At 48.1% G+C, this 16431-nt stretch carries 13 protein-coding genes; 7 read left to right on the top strand and 6 right to left on the bottom strand.

Annotated features, from left to right (window positions below):
- The first annotated feature begins 317 nt into the window (after positions 1–317).
- Complete coding sequence (locus tag IY568_RS04875; protein ID WP_138537659.1) at positions 318–542, top strand: hypothetical protein; 225 nt, start codon at positions 318–320, stop codon at positions 540–542.
- Between the two features lie 209 nt (positions 543–751).
- Here the strand turns inward: IY568_RS04875 and IY568_RS04870 are convergent, their stop codons facing one another.
- The 3 genes from IY568_RS04870 to IY568_RS25240 form a co-directional block, all read right to left on the bottom strand.
- Positions 752–2929 (bottom strand): EAL domain-containing protein, encoded by a 2178-nt coding sequence (locus IY568_RS04870; protein ID WP_228553131.1) that lies wholly within the window; start codon positions 2927–2929, stop codon positions 752–754.
- Between the two features lie 303 nt (positions 2930–3232).
- Positions 3233–5164, bottom strand: a complete 1932-nt coding sequence (locus IY568_RS04865) for an insulinase family protein (RefSeq protein ID WP_323744716.1) — start codon at positions 5162–5164, stop codon at positions 3233–3235.
- Positions 5165–5256: 92 nt separating this feature from the next.
- A complete protein-coding gene (locus IY568_RS25240) occupies positions 5257–5919 on the bottom strand; it encodes an insulinase family protein (RefSeq protein ID WP_323744715.1) in 663 nt (220 codons plus the stop codon).
- 211 nt (positions 5920–6130) lie between these two features.
- On the opposite strand from IY568_RS25240, the gene sixA reads away from it, so the two are divergent.
- The 6 genes from sixA (at position 6131) to yegD (ending at position 13042) form a co-directional block, all read left to right on the top strand.
- Positions 6131–6598, top strand: a complete 468-nt coding sequence (gene sixA, locus IY568_RS04860; protein ID WP_125559913.1) for a phosphohistidine phosphatase SixA — start codon at positions 6131–6133, stop codon at positions 6596–6598.
- 641 nt (positions 6599–7239) lie between these two features.
- Positions 7240–9543, top strand: coding sequence for a TonB-dependent receptor (locus tag IY568_RS04855; protein WP_125559915.1), 2304 nt, complete (start codon positions 7240–7242; stop codon positions 9541–9543).
- Positions 9544–9675: 132 nt separating this feature from the next.
- Positions 9676–9969, top strand: a complete 294-nt coding sequence (locus tag IY568_RS04850) for a hypothetical protein (protein ID WP_010382584.1) — start codon at positions 9676–9678, stop codon at positions 9967–9969.
- 30 nt (positions 9970–9999) lie between these two features.
- On the top strand, positions 10000–10662 hold the full coding sequence (locus IY568_RS04845) for an HAD family hydrolase (RefSeq protein ID WP_194866905.1): 663 nt from the start codon (positions 10000–10002) through the stop codon (positions 10660–10662).
- Positions 10663–10749: 87 nt separating this feature from the next.
- The gene (locus tag IY568_RS04840; protein WP_194866904.1) at positions 10750–11589 is read left to right on the top strand and encodes a DNA ligase; all 840 of its coding nucleotides are present in this window, start codon (positions 10750–10752) and stop codon (positions 11587–11589) included.
- 88 nt (positions 11590–11677) lie between these two features.
- Positions 11678–13042, top strand: a complete 1365-nt coding sequence (gene yegD, locus IY568_RS04835) for a molecular chaperone (protein ID WP_194866903.1) — start codon at positions 11678–11680, stop codon at positions 13040–13042.
- Between the two features lie 11 nt (positions 13043–13053).
- On the opposite strand, the gene IY568_RS04830 is transcribed toward yegD, so the two are convergent.
- From IY568_RS04830 to IY568_RS04820, 3 genes are all read right to left on the bottom strand, one after another.
- Positions 13054–13515, bottom strand: coding sequence for a methylglyoxal synthase (locus IY568_RS04830; RefSeq protein WP_125559923.1), 462 nt, complete (start codon positions 13513–13515; stop codon positions 13054–13056).
- A gap of 7 nt (positions 13516–13522) precedes the next feature.
- Complete coding sequence (locus tag IY568_RS04825; RefSeq protein ID WP_010382579.1) at positions 13523–14158, bottom strand: LysE family translocator; 636 nt, start codon at positions 14156–14158, stop codon at positions 13523–13525.
- 290 nt (positions 14159–14448) lie between these two features.
- Positions 14449–15627 (bottom strand): multidrug effflux MFS transporter, encoded by a 1179-nt coding sequence (locus IY568_RS04820; protein WP_194866902.1) that lies wholly within the window; start codon positions 15625–15627, stop codon positions 14449–14451.
- Positions 15628–16431: the final 804 nt, after the last annotated feature.

Raw genomic sequence — 16431 nt, 5'->3', positions numbered from 1 at the left:
GGATCGCCAGCGAAAGTAAGTTGTGTTCAGACCGGCCCATGATCTGAAGGCATACTTTGCTGCGCTTATTTTTACGTCAGCGCAAATAATACCTTTTTAAAATAATAAGTTAGTAGCTATTTGCGATTTCAGATACTCATTGTTTCGGGTACCTGAGTGAGAAACCAATTGTTTCTGGGGACGTATTAAATTAAATAATGCAATATTTTGCAACAATTTAAGTGTTTTTGCGTGCTTTTTAGACTTATTGTACACTGCGCGGGAAAAAAGTTACCCATTTACTTAACGTGTCGCACAGTTTGACCTGGCGTCCACGTTTGGATCTCAAATACGGAGGCAATGTGTTGGTGTTGTATGCTGTTTTAATGTGTCTGGGTGGATTGCTGATGCTGAATGAGCTTCGCTGTACGGGCGTCACAAGGCGCTCCTGGGTGCTATTAGCTGCGTTTGCAGGACCTATGGTGTGGATCCTGTTTCGTGCGCACTACCGGCTCGCCTGGCTCAAACAGGTGGGACCGCAGTATTGTGTCTTGCGTGCCTGAAGAAACCATTGAAGTGCGCTCACGCGTAATGCGCCATGTCCTTAGTCTGCTCTGGTGTGCAAAATTTCGTGATTAAGGAAAAAGTACCTGCGCAGCCTCTTAAGCCATAAGTTTTGGATGAAACCTGTGTTTATAAACCTGGATTGGGCTGAAGGGTCCAACTAGATAGGTTTTGCCGCTGAGAACTGTTAATCTGGCCTAGGCGGCCGTTAGTTTACCAGCTGTAGTGTGGGTTTTTCAGACAGCTGCGCGCGGAGGAATTGCTCGAACTCTTCGGCCGAGAGTGGTTTAGCGTAGTAATAACCCTGAATGGTCTGGCAATTCAGGCGCTGTAACTGAAGCAGCTGCTGTTCCTGCTCAACCCCCTCCGCGACAACGTGCAGACCCAGATTGTGTGCAATCGTGACAATGGAGTCCACCATGTTACAGCCACGCTCTGTGTTCATATCATCTACAAACGCTTTGTCTACTTTGAGGGTGTTCAGTGGGAACTGTTTCAGGTAGGCGAGTGAGGAGTAGCCGGTACCAAAGTCATCCATAGCCAGGTGGATCCCGCGAGAGCTGAGAGAGCGCATAATTGAAATTGCTTCTTGTGGATCATCCATAACAGTGCCCTCTGTAATTTCCAGCTCGAGAAAATAAGATGGAAGTTGATTCTTTTGCAAGATGAGATCTATACGGGCGGTGAGATCGGGTAAGCTAAACTGGCGGGCAGACAGGTTAACCGCAACTCGGCCGTTGAATAGCCCCATATCAACCCAGCGTTTGACATCTTTACAGGCCTTGTCCAGTACCACTTCACCGATTTCTACAATCTGACCTGTCTCTTCTGCGATGGGAATAAACAAGCCTGGGCTGATCACCCCTTTTTTGGGCGTGATGAAGCGGACCAGGGCTTCCATACCGACTAACGCGCCACTGGCAATGTCCATTTTGGGCTGATAGTAAACGACAAAGTGATCCTCTTTTAAGCCAAATCGCATCAGGTTTTCAATTTGCAGACGTTTAACGGCCTGTTCATTCATGGAGTCGTTGAAGAACAGGTAGTGGTTACCTTTTTGCTTGGCATGGTACATGGCTGTGTCTGCATTTTTCAGCAAAATCTCTGGTGTGCTGCCATCTTCCGGGAATAGCACAATGCCCACAGATGAGGTGATCACCAGTTCGTGGTTAGCCATCTTAAAGGGGGTCGCAATAACAGCCAGAAACTGTTTTGCGGCCTTACTGATGGTGTGAATGTCATTCGTACCTGACATCACCAGGGCAAATTCATCGCCACCCAGGCGGTAAAATGTGTCTTGCTGACGGCACAGTTTATTGAGGCGCATGGCGAGCTTAGCAAGCAGGCTGTCTCCCAGCTGGTGGCCAAGAGAGTCATTAATTTTCTTAAAGTTATCCAGGTCAAAAACCAGCAAAGCATGATCGCGTTTTTGGTCGACGAGTTTTTTTAGATTGGTAAAGAATAGGTTTCGATTGGGCAGGCCCGTAGTGCGGTCTCTATTCGACAAATTGTGCAGTTGTGATTCTGCTTTTTTGCGTTCGGTTAGATCAGAGAATACCACCACGTAATTGGTAATGTGGCCATGGTTATTTTTAATCTCATCAATGGAAATCTCGATTGGCAGCATTGTGCCCGTCTGGTCGTAGAGTTTAAGTTCTTCCTGCCAGTGCTCGCTTTTCCTTAAGGCGGCTTTTATCTGATTGATAAACTGGCCATCATATCCAGGGAGCTTAAACTCGGTATTGATATACTGTTCACGCACACCACCAAAGATTCGAATATAGCTCGGATTCAAGTCAACCAAGCGGAAGGTATGATCATAAATAGCAATAGCGTCGGTCAGAGATTCGACACACTTGGCGAACAGGTTCAGGCGCTCTTCCGTACTTTTAAGGTGGTTAATATCACGGATAGTACCAGTCATCCGCAGTGGGTTAAGGTTTTCATCTTTTTCTATGATTTTGCCTTTGTCCAGCACCCAGTGATACTGCTCGAGGCTGTTTTTGACCCGATAAGTGGCCTCAAAAAAGGCGGTTTTCTCTGCAAAGTGAAGTTTGAGCTGTTTTTCTACCAGCGGGAGATCTTGAGGGTGTATCTGGCTGGCATTGGGGATCAGATGGGTGCCTGGCGTTGTGTCCAACATAAACTTATCGTTTATACGGGTAATTTCACCACTGCGTATGTTCCAGTCCCACAGTGTGTCTCCACTGCCTTCTACGGTGCTTTTGAGGCGTTGCTCTGAATGTCTGAGTGCCCTCAGGGAGTGTTTGGTTCGGCGGTTTAAGATAACCAGGTAGAGCAAAGTGGCGGCTGTGACAAAGCCCACCAAAACGAGCAGTGTCGAAGAATTATTTTGTATAATGCCTGCTGGCAGGGGCGCACTCATTGTCGGCCAGGCCAGAAGCAACAAAACAGATGTAATTGTTTTTATAATTGTTGTTTTCGTCATAAGGCTTAAAGATTCAATTACATTTGCTAATCTAATCTAAGCCCCAGGCAGAGTCAAAAAGAAAGTCAGAAAAAATCCCTAATTTCGGACCTAAGCGGTATGTCTGCGCGTATTTTGTGCATTGAGACGGCAATTGTGACATGAAAATGTAAGATTGAAGAGAGGTGATCACTTTACAGCAGCTGAAGCCTTGCTTAGTGGCGCGTATTGGCAAAGATGCGCCACTGATATATCGGGGAGTTAATTACACCTAAGTGTGACTTTCGCAAAGTCGTCAGAAATCAGTTTGACTATATACTGTTTCAGATCATCAAACGTGAGCGCCTCAAGTGCTGCAATGAGCTTTTCCTGCATTGAAAAGGCGTGATCGTCAGTGCCAATGGCTATCCACAAACGTTGAGAGCGTAGCCTCAGGTTCTTGTCCTTCTCCGCAATCTGGGCATGCAATGCCGCTTTCACTTGAGTCCATTGGGTGGCTTCATAGCTATCCAGTTGAACAAGTAAATCGGCCAGGTATTGGTGATGACGTTGTAGCAAGGTGGCACTGTCATAGCTGGACGACTGTACATAAAATGCTATGCCGGCGCGGGTATTAAAGGGGGCATAACCTGCACCAACCAGATAACCAAGCTGCTGTTGTGTGCGCAAAGACTCAAAGTAATCTTGACTGACTAACTGATTGAAAGCCATCACTTTGACTTTATCGTCCACGCTGTTAGTGGGTGCCTGAATATACTCGACAAAAGCATGTTCGGCCCCGGACTTCTCAATTTGCACGTGTTGATTTGATGTAACCAGGTTGAGTGGTTTTTTCAGGTCGTCCAGGATTTCGCTGTAGGCAAACAGGGCATGTAGTTGTTTTTGCATATCGAGTGCATGGTCCAGTTGCCAGTTACCGTGCATAAATGCCTTAATATGGATCTCTTTGAAAAAGTTATCCCGAAACAGGCAAAACTCATTAAAGCTGATGTTTTTGAGCGCTTTGGCCAGTTGCTCTGGGGTTGGGTTCCAGGGCATCAGATGGGCACCCAATAAACTGAACAGCTCACTAACTGGCTTACTCTTGTTGTGGTTTTTCCAGTGCCGGATCAGTTGTTTTTTATATTCTGCAAAGCGGGTGGCACTGATCGGTTGTTTCAGCAGAGCTTCGACCAGTTGCAGCACCAGTTTGAGCTGGCTGGCAGACAGGCCTGCGGTTTGTAAGGTTAACCCTCCCTGGTGGGAGCTGAGGTGATAGCTCAATCCGGCCAGCTCCGCAGCGTAAAATTGCTCTGCGACACTGTCCATAAACAAATCGGCGAACAGCCGGGTCATGGCCATGCTCTTATGGTTTACGACCGAACAAAGGGAATCTATCTCTAAATAAAAATGGCCTTTTGTAACCCGAAAGCGGGTGTCTTGTTTGAACCAAAAGGCAAATCCTGGCCTGTCTGTGAGCAGGGTGGGCGTTTTACGTCCGGGCTCTATGTCATACAGACGGTTTTCAAACGCCAGGTAAGGGTTCGCAGCAGGCAAGCGCATTTCGGGTAGTGGCGTGGTAATGTGTTCGAGTGTTTGTAACCACTCCGTATTGATGCGCTCTACCTGGTAGGGCGTATTGTACCATTGTGCTACCTTGCGGGTGGCATCGTTCTCGCAGGTAATATCAGGGTGGATCAAGATCAGACGCATGTTATGCGGCGATAGCAGTTCCATGAGTTCTTCATGTAGTGAATGATTGAAGGCACTCATACAGTAGTCACCATATAGGGTGTCTTCGTCTTCGTAATGGTGCATATTGATGCTCAGTGCGCTGACCCAGTCGAGTAGTTTGCTGGGCTCCTGATTTTCGAATGCCAACTCAAGTAGGCGCTTTTTGTCTTCATAGAGTGCAGGTAAAGCGCCAATCTGTTCTCGGATCAGACTAATATACTCGAACAGCATTTCTACGATATCTTCGTAGTACTCAATGCCCTCGTCAGTCAGCGCGAAACTGATATTAAAATCTTTAAAATTACTGCCGTCTGCGCCACCGCCCGCGGACAGGGCGTTTATCCAGCCATTTTTCTTTAAAATTGCATAAAGTGAGCCGTCTCCTTCATAACCCAACAGGTGTGCCAGAAAGCTCAGGCTTTTGAACTTATACAGTCGCTCTACATCGGGCATGGCAAAGCTGACAATCAACTTTTGCATGTGCTTACGCGGTTCAATGTGGAGTAATAACCCCAGATCTTGCTGGCGATATAAGGGGACTTGAATGGCCGGTTTGGGTATGTTTTGACCGGTTACAGGCGTAAAGTTGCGACTGCCAGCTCGGCCAGCTCATCTAAAGGGTGCGGCCCGGCTAGCACGAGTGTCATCCATTGTGCCTGGTAATGGGCGGCAAAAAAGGCTTCAATCTCTTGTTTAAACTGACCGCTGTGATCGGCCAGGGTATTGTGATTTCCGACGGAAAACTTGGCAAAAGGGTGGGCCGGATTGACGGTTTCTTTGTGCACCTGAATAATTCGGCGATTATCATCTTTGACCTTCAGATTAAACTCTGAGTCAATGGCGTTGCGTTCGTCCTGTAATGCCTCTTCACTAAACAGTGGTGCATAAAAAAACTCACTGAATCGTTGCAAAGCCTCAGCAAACAATGCCGCACGACAATCAAAAAAGTAGCAACTGTGTTCGGTGCCTGTCCAGGCATTACTTTGTCCACCGGCGTGACTGACAAATTGCGAAAATTCGCCGCGCACAGGAAAGCTCTGAGTACCGAGAAACAACATATGTTCAACAAAGTGTGCCATGCCCTGCCGGCTCTGTGGATCGTCAAAATGGCCGACGTTTATTGCGAGGGAGGCTGCTGCCTTATTACTTGATGTATCTTCGACAAGAAGCACTTTTAGACCATTGTCCAGTGTCAGGTGACGATAATTTCTTTTATCATTATTACTCAGTTTCAATTGTGTGCCGCCGATATATTAGTTAGAGACGTGGCTGCTGTTTCCGGGCTACTGCTGGCAAGCGCCCACCAGGACGGTTGCGATAGCCGGTCACCTCTGAATTAGCCTGTATTTAAACTTAAGGTTTAGGTGCTTTTGTTTTAATATAGCGGACAATTTGGGGCAATAGCTACTGCTTGCTTCTAATTTTCTTGCCAACTTTCGGAGTGCTATGAAAACAATTCTGATCATGCGCCATGGCGAAGCGGGCCCTATGCAGGCCAACGATGCGGCCAGAATTCTGACTTCACGCGGGCACGCTCAGGCTGCTGAAATGGGTCAATGGTTAGCTGAACATTATCCGCCACAGGCTGTACTAGTGAGTCCCTATATCAGGGCGCAACAGACGGCTCAGGCTGTCCTGCAAAGCAACCCTGTATCATTCGAAGAGACATGCCAGGATATTGTGCCCAGTGGCAATGCCGCTGTTGCGATCGATTATCTCGAAACCTTAATCAGTATGCATGACACCTTAGACACCTGGTTAGTTGTTGCGCATATGCCGATAGTCAGTTATTTGGTTGATCAATTGGTGCCGGGTGAAATGCCGATCTTTGCAACGGCTGCCGTTGCGGTGATCCAGTATGACCCAGAGACGCTAAAAAGCGAATTGGTTAAGCTCGCCACACCGACTACCTGAATTGAGACCGATTTTAGGATAAGTTGGCCCGGTGCGGTCTAATGTCCTCCTTTTCACTACGATGCTTTAATACAATGGCATCGCTTTCATGACACCGGTTACCATCTATGGGCGGATGGTTTTCGGTGCTACCTTATTGTTTGTCATAAAATGCACAACACCACATGTGTCTGGTTGGTTTTGCTATGCAATCCAAAAAGTAATGTGCTCGTGTGCAGATCTTGTGATTAGAGAGTATCTATTCGCGGTATGAAGAGCTGGCTGTTGATAAGAGCGAGATAGTGACACCTGTATTTCAATTCGGTAAATCCTTTTCCTGCCATCATATAGGCAAGAGTTTGGTAAGGACAATTGTCCTTATATTGAGGCTTTTTGTTGCGAAAAGTTGTTAACTCTTAGCTAACTTTCACGATATTTACAAAAATGTGGAAAATTTATATGCATAATTGCAGCAATTTGAAAATTTGCTGCTATAATTACGGCCGTCTCGTTCAGCCTCATATAGTCGTTTTGCACTCTCGCTAGTGAGGTCCGCGCTGCTTGTCATTTGCGCGTAAAATTGAGCGAACCAGCCATTGTGATACGGCGCCCAAATCAAAACCGTTGAACTTAAGAGTGCATACAAAAGGTTAAATCCAAACATGAAAGCAATGAAAAGATCTACGTTAGCAACTTTAATCAATGCGACGTTGTTCTCTGCTGTAGCAGGTACTTCATTCACTACGCTTGCAGAAGAAGCGCAAGCCAAAAGTAATCAACTGGAAGTGATCCAAATCACCGCGCGTAAGCGTGTTGAGAACGCACAAGAAGTGCCAGTTTCTGTGTCTGCTTTGCAAGGCGATAACTTGGACGCATACAGCTCAGCTGGTATGGATATCCGCTTCATGAATGCGAAGATCCCGAGCCTGTCGGTTGAATCTTCATTCGGACGTACATTCCCACGCTTTTATGTTCGTGGTCTGGGTAACACCGACTTCGATCTGAACGCGTCTCAGCCGGTATCTCTGGTTGTTGACGAAGTTGTTCAGGAAAACCCTATTCTTAAAGGCTTCCCTGTATTTGATATCGAGCGCATCGAAGTGCTGCGTGGCCCTCAGGGAACCCTGTTCGGTCGTAACACCCCAGCCGGTCTGGTTAAGTTCGACAGCGTTAAACCAAGCCAAGAATTCGATGGGTATGCCGCGGTTTCATACGGCAGCAACAGCTCAATTGACTTTGAAGGTGCAGCCGGTACAGGTTTAACTGACAAAATTTCTACACGCGTATCATTATTGGTACAAGATAAGCCGGACTACATTGATGTAAAAGCACCTGGATTCGAGAAAGAAGATTCACTGGGTGGCTACAATGAAAAAGCGGCACGTGTACAGTTCTTATATGAAGGTGATGACTTCACCGGTCTGCTGAATTACCACGTACGTGATTTGGAAGGTCGCCCGATCCCGTTCCGTGCGAACCTGATTGAAAAAGGTTCGAACAACATTAACCCATTGTACGATAACGATGTGGTTTATCAGGATGCCGCGTCTCGTGCTACTCAACAAGTAGACACACAGGGTCTGAGCCTGAAGCTGGAATGGGACCTTAAAGAGCACACCATTACTTCAATCACCGGCTGGGAAAGCGCTGAGATCTACTCGCGTGCAGACGTTGATGGTGGATACGGTAATAACTTCGCACCGACCATGGGTCCTGGTTTCATTCCATTTTCTTCTGAAACGGCTGATGCCATTCCAGAGCATGACCAGTATACGCAAGAACTTCGCCTTTCAAGCAACTTCTCTGGTGACTTCAACTATCAGGTTGGTTTGTTCCTGTTTGAAGAAGATCTGACTATCGAGAGCTTCAGTTTTGACACTGGTGTATACGATGAAGCCGCTGGTAGCTATGGCCTGCAAAATGGTTACGCTGTGCAGGAGCAAGAGACATCTGCATGGGCTGTGTTCGGTTCTTTCGATTACAGTGTGTCTGAGCAGCTGGACGTGACTCTGGGCTTACGTTACTCAGACGACGAAAAAGATTTTTACGCAAAAAGAACAGATAACCCAACACCTTGGAACGGCTCTCCTGACTTCCTGGAAGGTCGTGCGAATCCAAGTGACAGCCACGTAAGCTGGGACCTGAGTGCAACTTATAAACTGACTGATGACGTTAACCTGTTCGGTCGTTTGGCAAATGGTTTCCGTGCGCCGAGTGTTCAGGGTCGTATTTTGTTCGGTGACGTTGTGACAGTTGCTGAGTCAGAAACCACGAACTCGATTGAATTCGGTGTTAAGTCAGACGTTCTGGATGGCCAGGGTCGTGTTAACGCAACCGTGTTTTACTTCCAAATGGATGACCAACAGCTGACTGCTGTAGGTGGTGGCTCTAACTTTAACCGTCTTATTAACGCTGATAAAACAACTGGCTATGGCTTTGAGGTAGACAGTGAGTGGGTATTGACGGATGAGTTGAATGCGACGTTTAACCTGAGTTATAACAAAACTGAGCTAGACGACGATACGCTTGCCGTTGCAGTGTGTGCGCAGTGTACCGTGACTGATCCAACCTACATGGTTGATGGGCCAAATGGTCCTGAAGCGCGCGCAATCTTGGATGGCAATAGCCTGCCGCACGCGCCAGAGTGGATCTCTAACGCGACATTGCGTTACACCACAGAACTGGAAAACGGTGAGTTCTTTGTATACACCGACTTGTCATACCGCAGTGAAATCGACTTCTTCCTGTATGAGTCAGTAGAGTTCACTGGTGAAGCACTATTTGAAGCTGGTGTGCGTGCGGGTTACGCGTGGAACTCGGGCGACAACGACTATGAAGTTTCTGCCTTCGTACGTAACCTGTTTGATGAGCAGGTGGTTATCGGTGGTGTAGACTTTAACAACAACACAGGTATGCTGAACGAAGAGCGCTTTGTGGGTGCTGAGTTCAAAGTGAAATTCTTTTAATTTCACCTTAATTTAAAGTGAAAACCCGTGGATGGTCACCATCCACGGGTTTTTTTATTAATACTGTCATGCAAGCAGACCCCAGTACTGGTAAAGTACTCGGGTAAATACAGAATTTTAGAGGAAGAAACTATGTCCGCATTTTGGAATTATCGCGTTATCTATTGTGAAGCAAATAAAGATGCGCCAGAGCAGTATCAGGTACATGCGGTTGAGTACAATGAGAATGGCAAAGCGGTCAACTGGTCTGAAACGGGTGAGTCACCTTATGGTCAGAGCATTGATGATCTTAAAGCCGATTTTACCCGTTTGCAGACGGCATTTGATAAGCCTGTTTTGAAAGTGGTACGTAAACCGCGTGGTTATGAGCTGGTAGAAAAAGACAGCGGTGAACCTGCACACGCAGAGCCTCCTGCCAAAGCCTAATAACATTTTACTTATAAAGAAGGAGCGATGATGAGTTTAAAGGCAATCTTGTTTGATTTTGATGGAACGCTGGTGGATTCTGAAGCGCTCCATTATCACAGCTGGCTGCGTGTGCTGGCACCGTTTGGTGTTGAGTATAGCGAGCTGGCATTTTGTGATGAATTTTCTGGCGTACCCACGCTAAAAACTGCTGAAATACTCCTTGAACGTCACAAACTGTCCAGCACAGCGCAGGCGTTATGCGACGATAAAAACCGCTTTTTTGTTGACACCGCAGCGACTATGCAGCCAAAGCTCATGCCTTATGCAGACGAGATCTTAAGTTATGCGTCAGCGCACTGTAAGTTAGCGCTGGTGACGGGGAGTACCCGCGCCGAAGCGATACCGGTCTTGAATCATTATGGATTGGCGCATTTCTTCGAGTGTATTGTCACTAAAGATGACGTGGTTCAGCCAAAACCACACCCTGAGCCATACCTGCAGGCACTGTCCGCATTGCAGATTGAGCCAGAAAACGCCATTGCGCTGGAAGACAGTTCAACCGGGCTGAGCTCAGGTAGCGCCGCAGGCTTGCAGGTAATGGTGATCCCCAATGAGCATTCAGCAAAGCAGGACTTTTCTCAGGCTGCCTGGCAAGTGCAATCGCTGCGCTCGGCGCAAGATGTTATTGATGGGCTGCTCGCAAAAGGTTAGTACTACCAATTTGCGACTGGCGATTTCCTGACGCCGCGCTAAGCTCTGAGGGAGGATATCTTAATTCTGCCTACAAGGAGCGTAGCGATGAACATTCAACTGACAGGTTGGCTGTTGGCCTGCCTGTGTTACCTGCAAATAGCCTGTGCAAGTCCGGCCCCCAGTGTGCAATTGGCCAAAGTGTATCAGGCACAGCAGCCGGTCTCCCATTATCTGGTAAGTGAAAAGTTTGATGGCGTCAGAGCGGTATGGAATGGTCAGCAGCTGCTTACCCGCACGGGTCAGGTGATCCATGCGCCCGCCTGGTTCACCTCTGAATTGCCAGATATGGCACTGGACGGAGAGCTGTGGGCTGGCTATCAGAACTTTGAATTTGTCAGTGCGGTGGTGCGGCGTCATGAGGCATCCGAGCAGGACTGGCGGCAGATCCACTATCTGATCTTTGATGCGCCCAGCGTGGCTGTGCCCTTTGCACAGCGGTATGACGTCTATTCTCAGCTTATCGATCAGCTGGTACAGCCCCATGTCCGCGCAGTACCTCAGTATCGGTTTACAACCAAGGCTGAACTGGATGAATTTTTTGAGCAGGTATTGGCTCGCGGTGGCGAAGGGGTCATGCTTCATGAACGTCAGGCACTGCACCAGGCTGGCCGTAGTTCGGCCATTTTGAAGTACAAACCTTATTTCGACGCCGAAGCTGAGGTCTTGGCACATCTGCCCGGTAAGGGTAAATATCAGGGCATGATGGGCGCAATCCGGGTTAAAACGCCACAGGGCATTGTCTTTAAAATAGGCTCGGGTTTCACGGATGACCAGCGTCGCGAGCCTCCCCCAATTGGCAGTCAGGTGACCTACCGATATCAGGGAGTCACAAAATTTGGTAAACCACGATTTGCCCGCTTTTTGCGTGTCAGGCAATCACTTTAAGGATTGTGTGATAGACGCACGCTGAGACTTTTACTTGCCACTTTGCTGTGATACAGTGCGCGACCTTTTTATGGTTGTGAGGTGACAAATGATAGCAGGATTTGATTACGGTAGTTCTAATTGCGCAATCGGTGTAATGCGCGAAGGCGATGTCACACTGGTGCCTCTGGAACAGGGCAAACCTTATCTGCCGTCAACTCTGTACGCGTTACACAACAGCCTGGTGAGTGAGTATGTCGCGCACAATCTGGCAGGCTCTGCATTTGCTACGGACTACCAGGCAGCGCGTAAGCCTTTGTTAGGCAGTGCAGCTATGGCACGGCGTGAGCTTGACCTGGCGGCTGACGAGCAAGGGGTGTTTGTCGGCCAGCAAGCCATAGAAGAATACATCGCGTTTCCTGAAGAAGGGTACTTCGTGAAGTCGCCCAAGTCTTTTTTTGGTGCGGTTGGTCTGAAACCAGCTCAGCTGGCATTTTTCGAAGACATTGCAACGACCATGATCATGGAGCTAAAAAGCCGTGCTGAGCGTCATCTGGAGCAGCCGCTCAGCCAAACGGTCATTGGTCGGCCGGTCAACTTCCAGGCCATTGGGGGTGAGGACAGCAACCGCCAGGCGATTGATATTTTGACGACCGCCGCGAAGCGTGCCGGGTTTAAAGACGTGGCCTTTTTATATGAGCCGTTGGCAGCGGGCATTGATTATGAGTCCCGCCTTACCCAGGATCAGAAAGTGCTGGTGGTGGATATTGGCGGTGGTACCAGTGACTGCTCTTTTGTGCAGATGGGGCCGGGCTTTCGTGCTAAGGCGGATCGCAGTGATGACTTTCTGGCCCATACCGGTAAGCGAATAGGTGGGAATGATCTCGATATTGCACTGGCATTTCATACCTTGATGCCAGTATGTGGGCTGGGCAGTCAGTTTACATCTGGCCTGCCTTTACCCAATCCCTTGTTTTGGCAGGCATGTAAAATTAATGATATTCAGATGCAAAGTGACTTCTACAGTGCGCAAATGGCGCGCGAGCTGAGCGGTATGCTGAGAGATGTCTGTGAGCCGGAAAAACTCGAGCGATTGTTGAAGATCCAGCGCAGCAAGATGACGCATCAATTCGTGCGCCAGGGCGAGCTGGCAAAAATTGCGCTGTCTGATCAGGATTCACATACGGCAATACTGGACTTTCTGGATAGCGAGCTGAGCGTCGATATTAGTGCGCAGACTATGGCTGAGTCGGTGGCAAGCTGTCTTGAGCAAGCCGCGGTGCTGGCTGAGCAGGCAATAGCTGAGGCAGGCACGCGTCCCGATGTGATTTATCTGACAGGCGGGAGCGCCCAGTCTCCACTGTTAAAATTGGCACTACAGCAACGCTTGGGCGATATCCCTATGGTCAATGGCGATAATTTTGGTAGTGTTACCGCCGGTCTGACCAAGTGGGCGAGTCAATTATACTGCTAGTGTATTGGGTGCTATAGCGCCATACGATGCGCCAGATACTGCTCATAATCGGGGAGTTGGCGCTCAATCGGAGTGGTCATCATCATGGATGACAACAACATATCTGCGGTGGTCTCATTACAGGCTACCGGAATATTCCACACTGCCGCAAGCCTCAACAGCGCTTTGACATCCGGATCATGCGGCTGTGACGCAAGCGGATCCCAGAAGAAAATCAACATGTGAATTTCGTTCTCAGCGATTTTAGCACCGAGTTGCTGGTCGCCTCCCATGGGGCCGCTGAGTAACTTAGTGACTTCCAACCCAGAGGTTTTTTCAATGAGGTGACCGGTTGTTCCTGTTGCATAGAGTTGGTGCATAGCAAGCTTATCCAGGTGCCCCTGACACCAGCTGACCATAGCCTGTTTTTTGCCATCATGCGCGACCAGTGCGATGCGTTTTTTAGCCGGAATGACCTGCGACTTGGTATCCATACTTACCTCATAATAATAAGTTAATTGCCAGTGCGACGAAGATAAAGGCTGAGATCCTGTCTATCCAAATCGGTGCACTGGGATGAGCGCGAAAATAGCCGGCGATTTTATCGCCGCTGTAAACATACACACAATCAATGGGAAAGGCCAGAATTGGATAGAGTAACCCGAACATGGCAAGCTGCACTGTGGTAGACGTTGTCAGGCTTTGATCCACAAATTGAGGAATGAAGGCAATAAAGAATAATGCCACTTTGGGGTTGAGCACTTCTGTCATCATAGCCTGAAACATGACATTTTGTTGCTTCTTATTGCTGACATGGGGCTTTTCTTCGTCGTTGTTCTCTGGCTGAGACAGAGTGTCTTTGAAAGTGCGTACCCCAAGGTAGGCAAGGTATGCCGCGCCCAGGTATTGCACTGTGGTATAGGCGGTTTCTGAGGCCTTAAGGATAGCCGACAAACCAATCACCGCAAACAGTGTATGGACCACTCCTCCCAGCGCAAAACCAAAAGCACTTTGCATTCCGGCTGTGCGGCCGTTGGTAAAGGTCTGAGCCATTAAAAAGGCATTGGAAGGGCCTGGGGCAATGGCAATAATAAAGCTGGCAAATAAAAAAGAGGCGAGTAATTCCGGGTTTAGCATGACGGGCTCTGTTCAACATAATTGCACTTAGTGTAACCAGCTTAAATAAAAAAACCTATAAAAAATGCGGGCATACGCCCGCATAAAAATTGGTTATTAATTGGTTGGGATAGAGCATATCAGCGTCACCACTTTAACAAAGCGGATGCATAACACTTATTCAGGCTATGATCACCGATGCTGTTAGCTTCAGTATCTAATTTAAATATGACAATCCTACTACTAACCAAAAAATGTCATTCGCAAAAAATTTGCTTAGTTATTTTAAACCTGCCACTTAAGTATTTTTTCTAGGTAGGGTTATGCAAATTATCTTTGCAACGACTGAACAGTAAACATAAGAAAGGCAGTCCGATGAGCATATGCATGGCTAACTGCTCCGGAGCGGGTAACGTCAGTGGCTGGCTGATCATCGCTAATAGCCCGGCGCCACTCATTTGCATAACTCCGATCAGGGCGGAAGCTGTCCCGGCCTGATTGGCAAAAGGAGCCAGGGCATTGCCCGCCGCAGCCCCCAGCGTAAAGGCAAAACCGACAGAGGCGATGTACATAGGTAACAGATACGCCAGCGGGTGAGTTTGCGGTGTGATTAACAACAAGATCCCACCAAGGGTAAATAAACTCAGGCCAAATCTCAGTGCCTGCTGCGAGTTGCGTTTAATGAAGTGGGGCGCAGTAAAACTTGCAGCAATGCTAATCGCGGCGTTGATGGTAAACCACATGGTAAATTCCTCAACGGGACGATTAAGCCCGGTCATGATCCAGCCCGGGGCGCCGACGACAAATACCAACATAGCCGCCATACACACCATAGTGATGCTGGCGTTGAACATAAACTGAGGGCTGCTCAGCATGGGGCGGAAGCGGCGAAAATCAAGTAAATGGCCAGAGTAAACGGTGGTGTCAGGTTTTGTTTCCCGGTACAGTGCCAGCACCAATACCAGGCCAACAGCGGCAAAGCCCGTCAGAAAGGTAAAGTTACTGCGCCAGCCAAACTCTATGGTCAGCCAGGCACCCAGGATAGGGGCCAGTGCCGGAATAAAGCAGACAATGCCGTTAAGGTAGGTGATCATCTGGCCACTGCCTTTGTGACCGAAACTATCCCGTACAATTGCGAAGGCGCTGACAAAAGTGGCACAAGCCCCCAAGCCCTGCAATACACGAGCAAGCATGATCCAGTGCCATTCATCCAGCAAGGTGGCCAGCAGCGCCCCAATGCCGAACAATAGAATGCCGGACAAAGCAACCGGGCGTCTGCCATATTTGTCGGCAAGCGGACCGGCAAGTAGCTGTCCAAGGCCCACTGCCAACATATAGATACCCACTGTTTGCTGAATGCGGGCCTCGCTGACGGCCAGGTCTTGTTGCATATTGACGAATGCGGGTAAGTACAGGTCGATCCCCAGTGGACAAAACACCACTAGTAGAGCGAGTATAAAAATCAATAGTTTGCTGGTTTTTTGCTGCATGCTGTCTCCTTATGGCGGGTATTGTAGGGATCCTAAGAAAAAAAGACAGGACAAAGCGCCGGAACAAGAAATTTTTTATTGCTATGCCCGGATGGCATTAAAATACGCTATGTAAATGGTAGCCAGGAAAGTGTGAGCGGAACCGTGTTGGTCATGTTGTTTGCTGAAGTGAGGGCAAGTAAGAAGGAAAAATACGGTAATAGAATATTAGTCCGTTTGCTGCGTCTGACGCATTTTTGGTTAAGTTAAGAGGTTTGAGTGCGGCAGTAGCACTGCCGCGATTTAATTAGCACCAGCAAGTGTGGTCGCTTTTGCCACTGAGACGATCACAAATGTGCCCGGTTGGGAGGCATGCTCTCGGTGGTGAGCTCTCACCAGCGCCGCCAATTTGAGGTGTGGCTTGATTGTCCAGCAGCATAGTGTTGTCTAGATGTTTTAGTTGTTTCTTTTTAAGTGCTAGTTTCATATTCATATCCTGTTGAATTATTTTTGTTTTAACAATGGGTCAATTTCAAACTACCTGAAATAAATTTCGTTTGTCAACTGCTTTTTTGTAGTGCACAAAGCATGCTTACGCTGACGCCTTTGTGTTATGTATGGCGTGGTAATTTGCAGTAGGCCGCACAAATGCTCTGGGCAGAGTTTTTGACTTCGTTTGCAAAAACAAGTGTATTCGCGGTGCAAATGCGTTCTTCTGTGTTGTCTATCTCATTGCCACGAGGGCGTCTGCCACTTGCGACATTTGCTGTCATCAGTACGGGCAGATGCGCAGTCCCCTTAGAGAGCATTTTGATTTGGTTTTTA

Origin of the sequence: Pseudoalteromonas sp. PPB1 (assembly GCF_015356275.1) — a bacterium.
Taxonomy (GTDB): domain Bacteria; phylum Pseudomonadota; class Gammaproteobacteria; order Enterobacterales; family Alteromonadaceae; genus Pseudoalteromonas; species Pseudoalteromonas rubra_D.
This window is presented reverse-complemented; position numbering and strand designations above follow the sequence as displayed.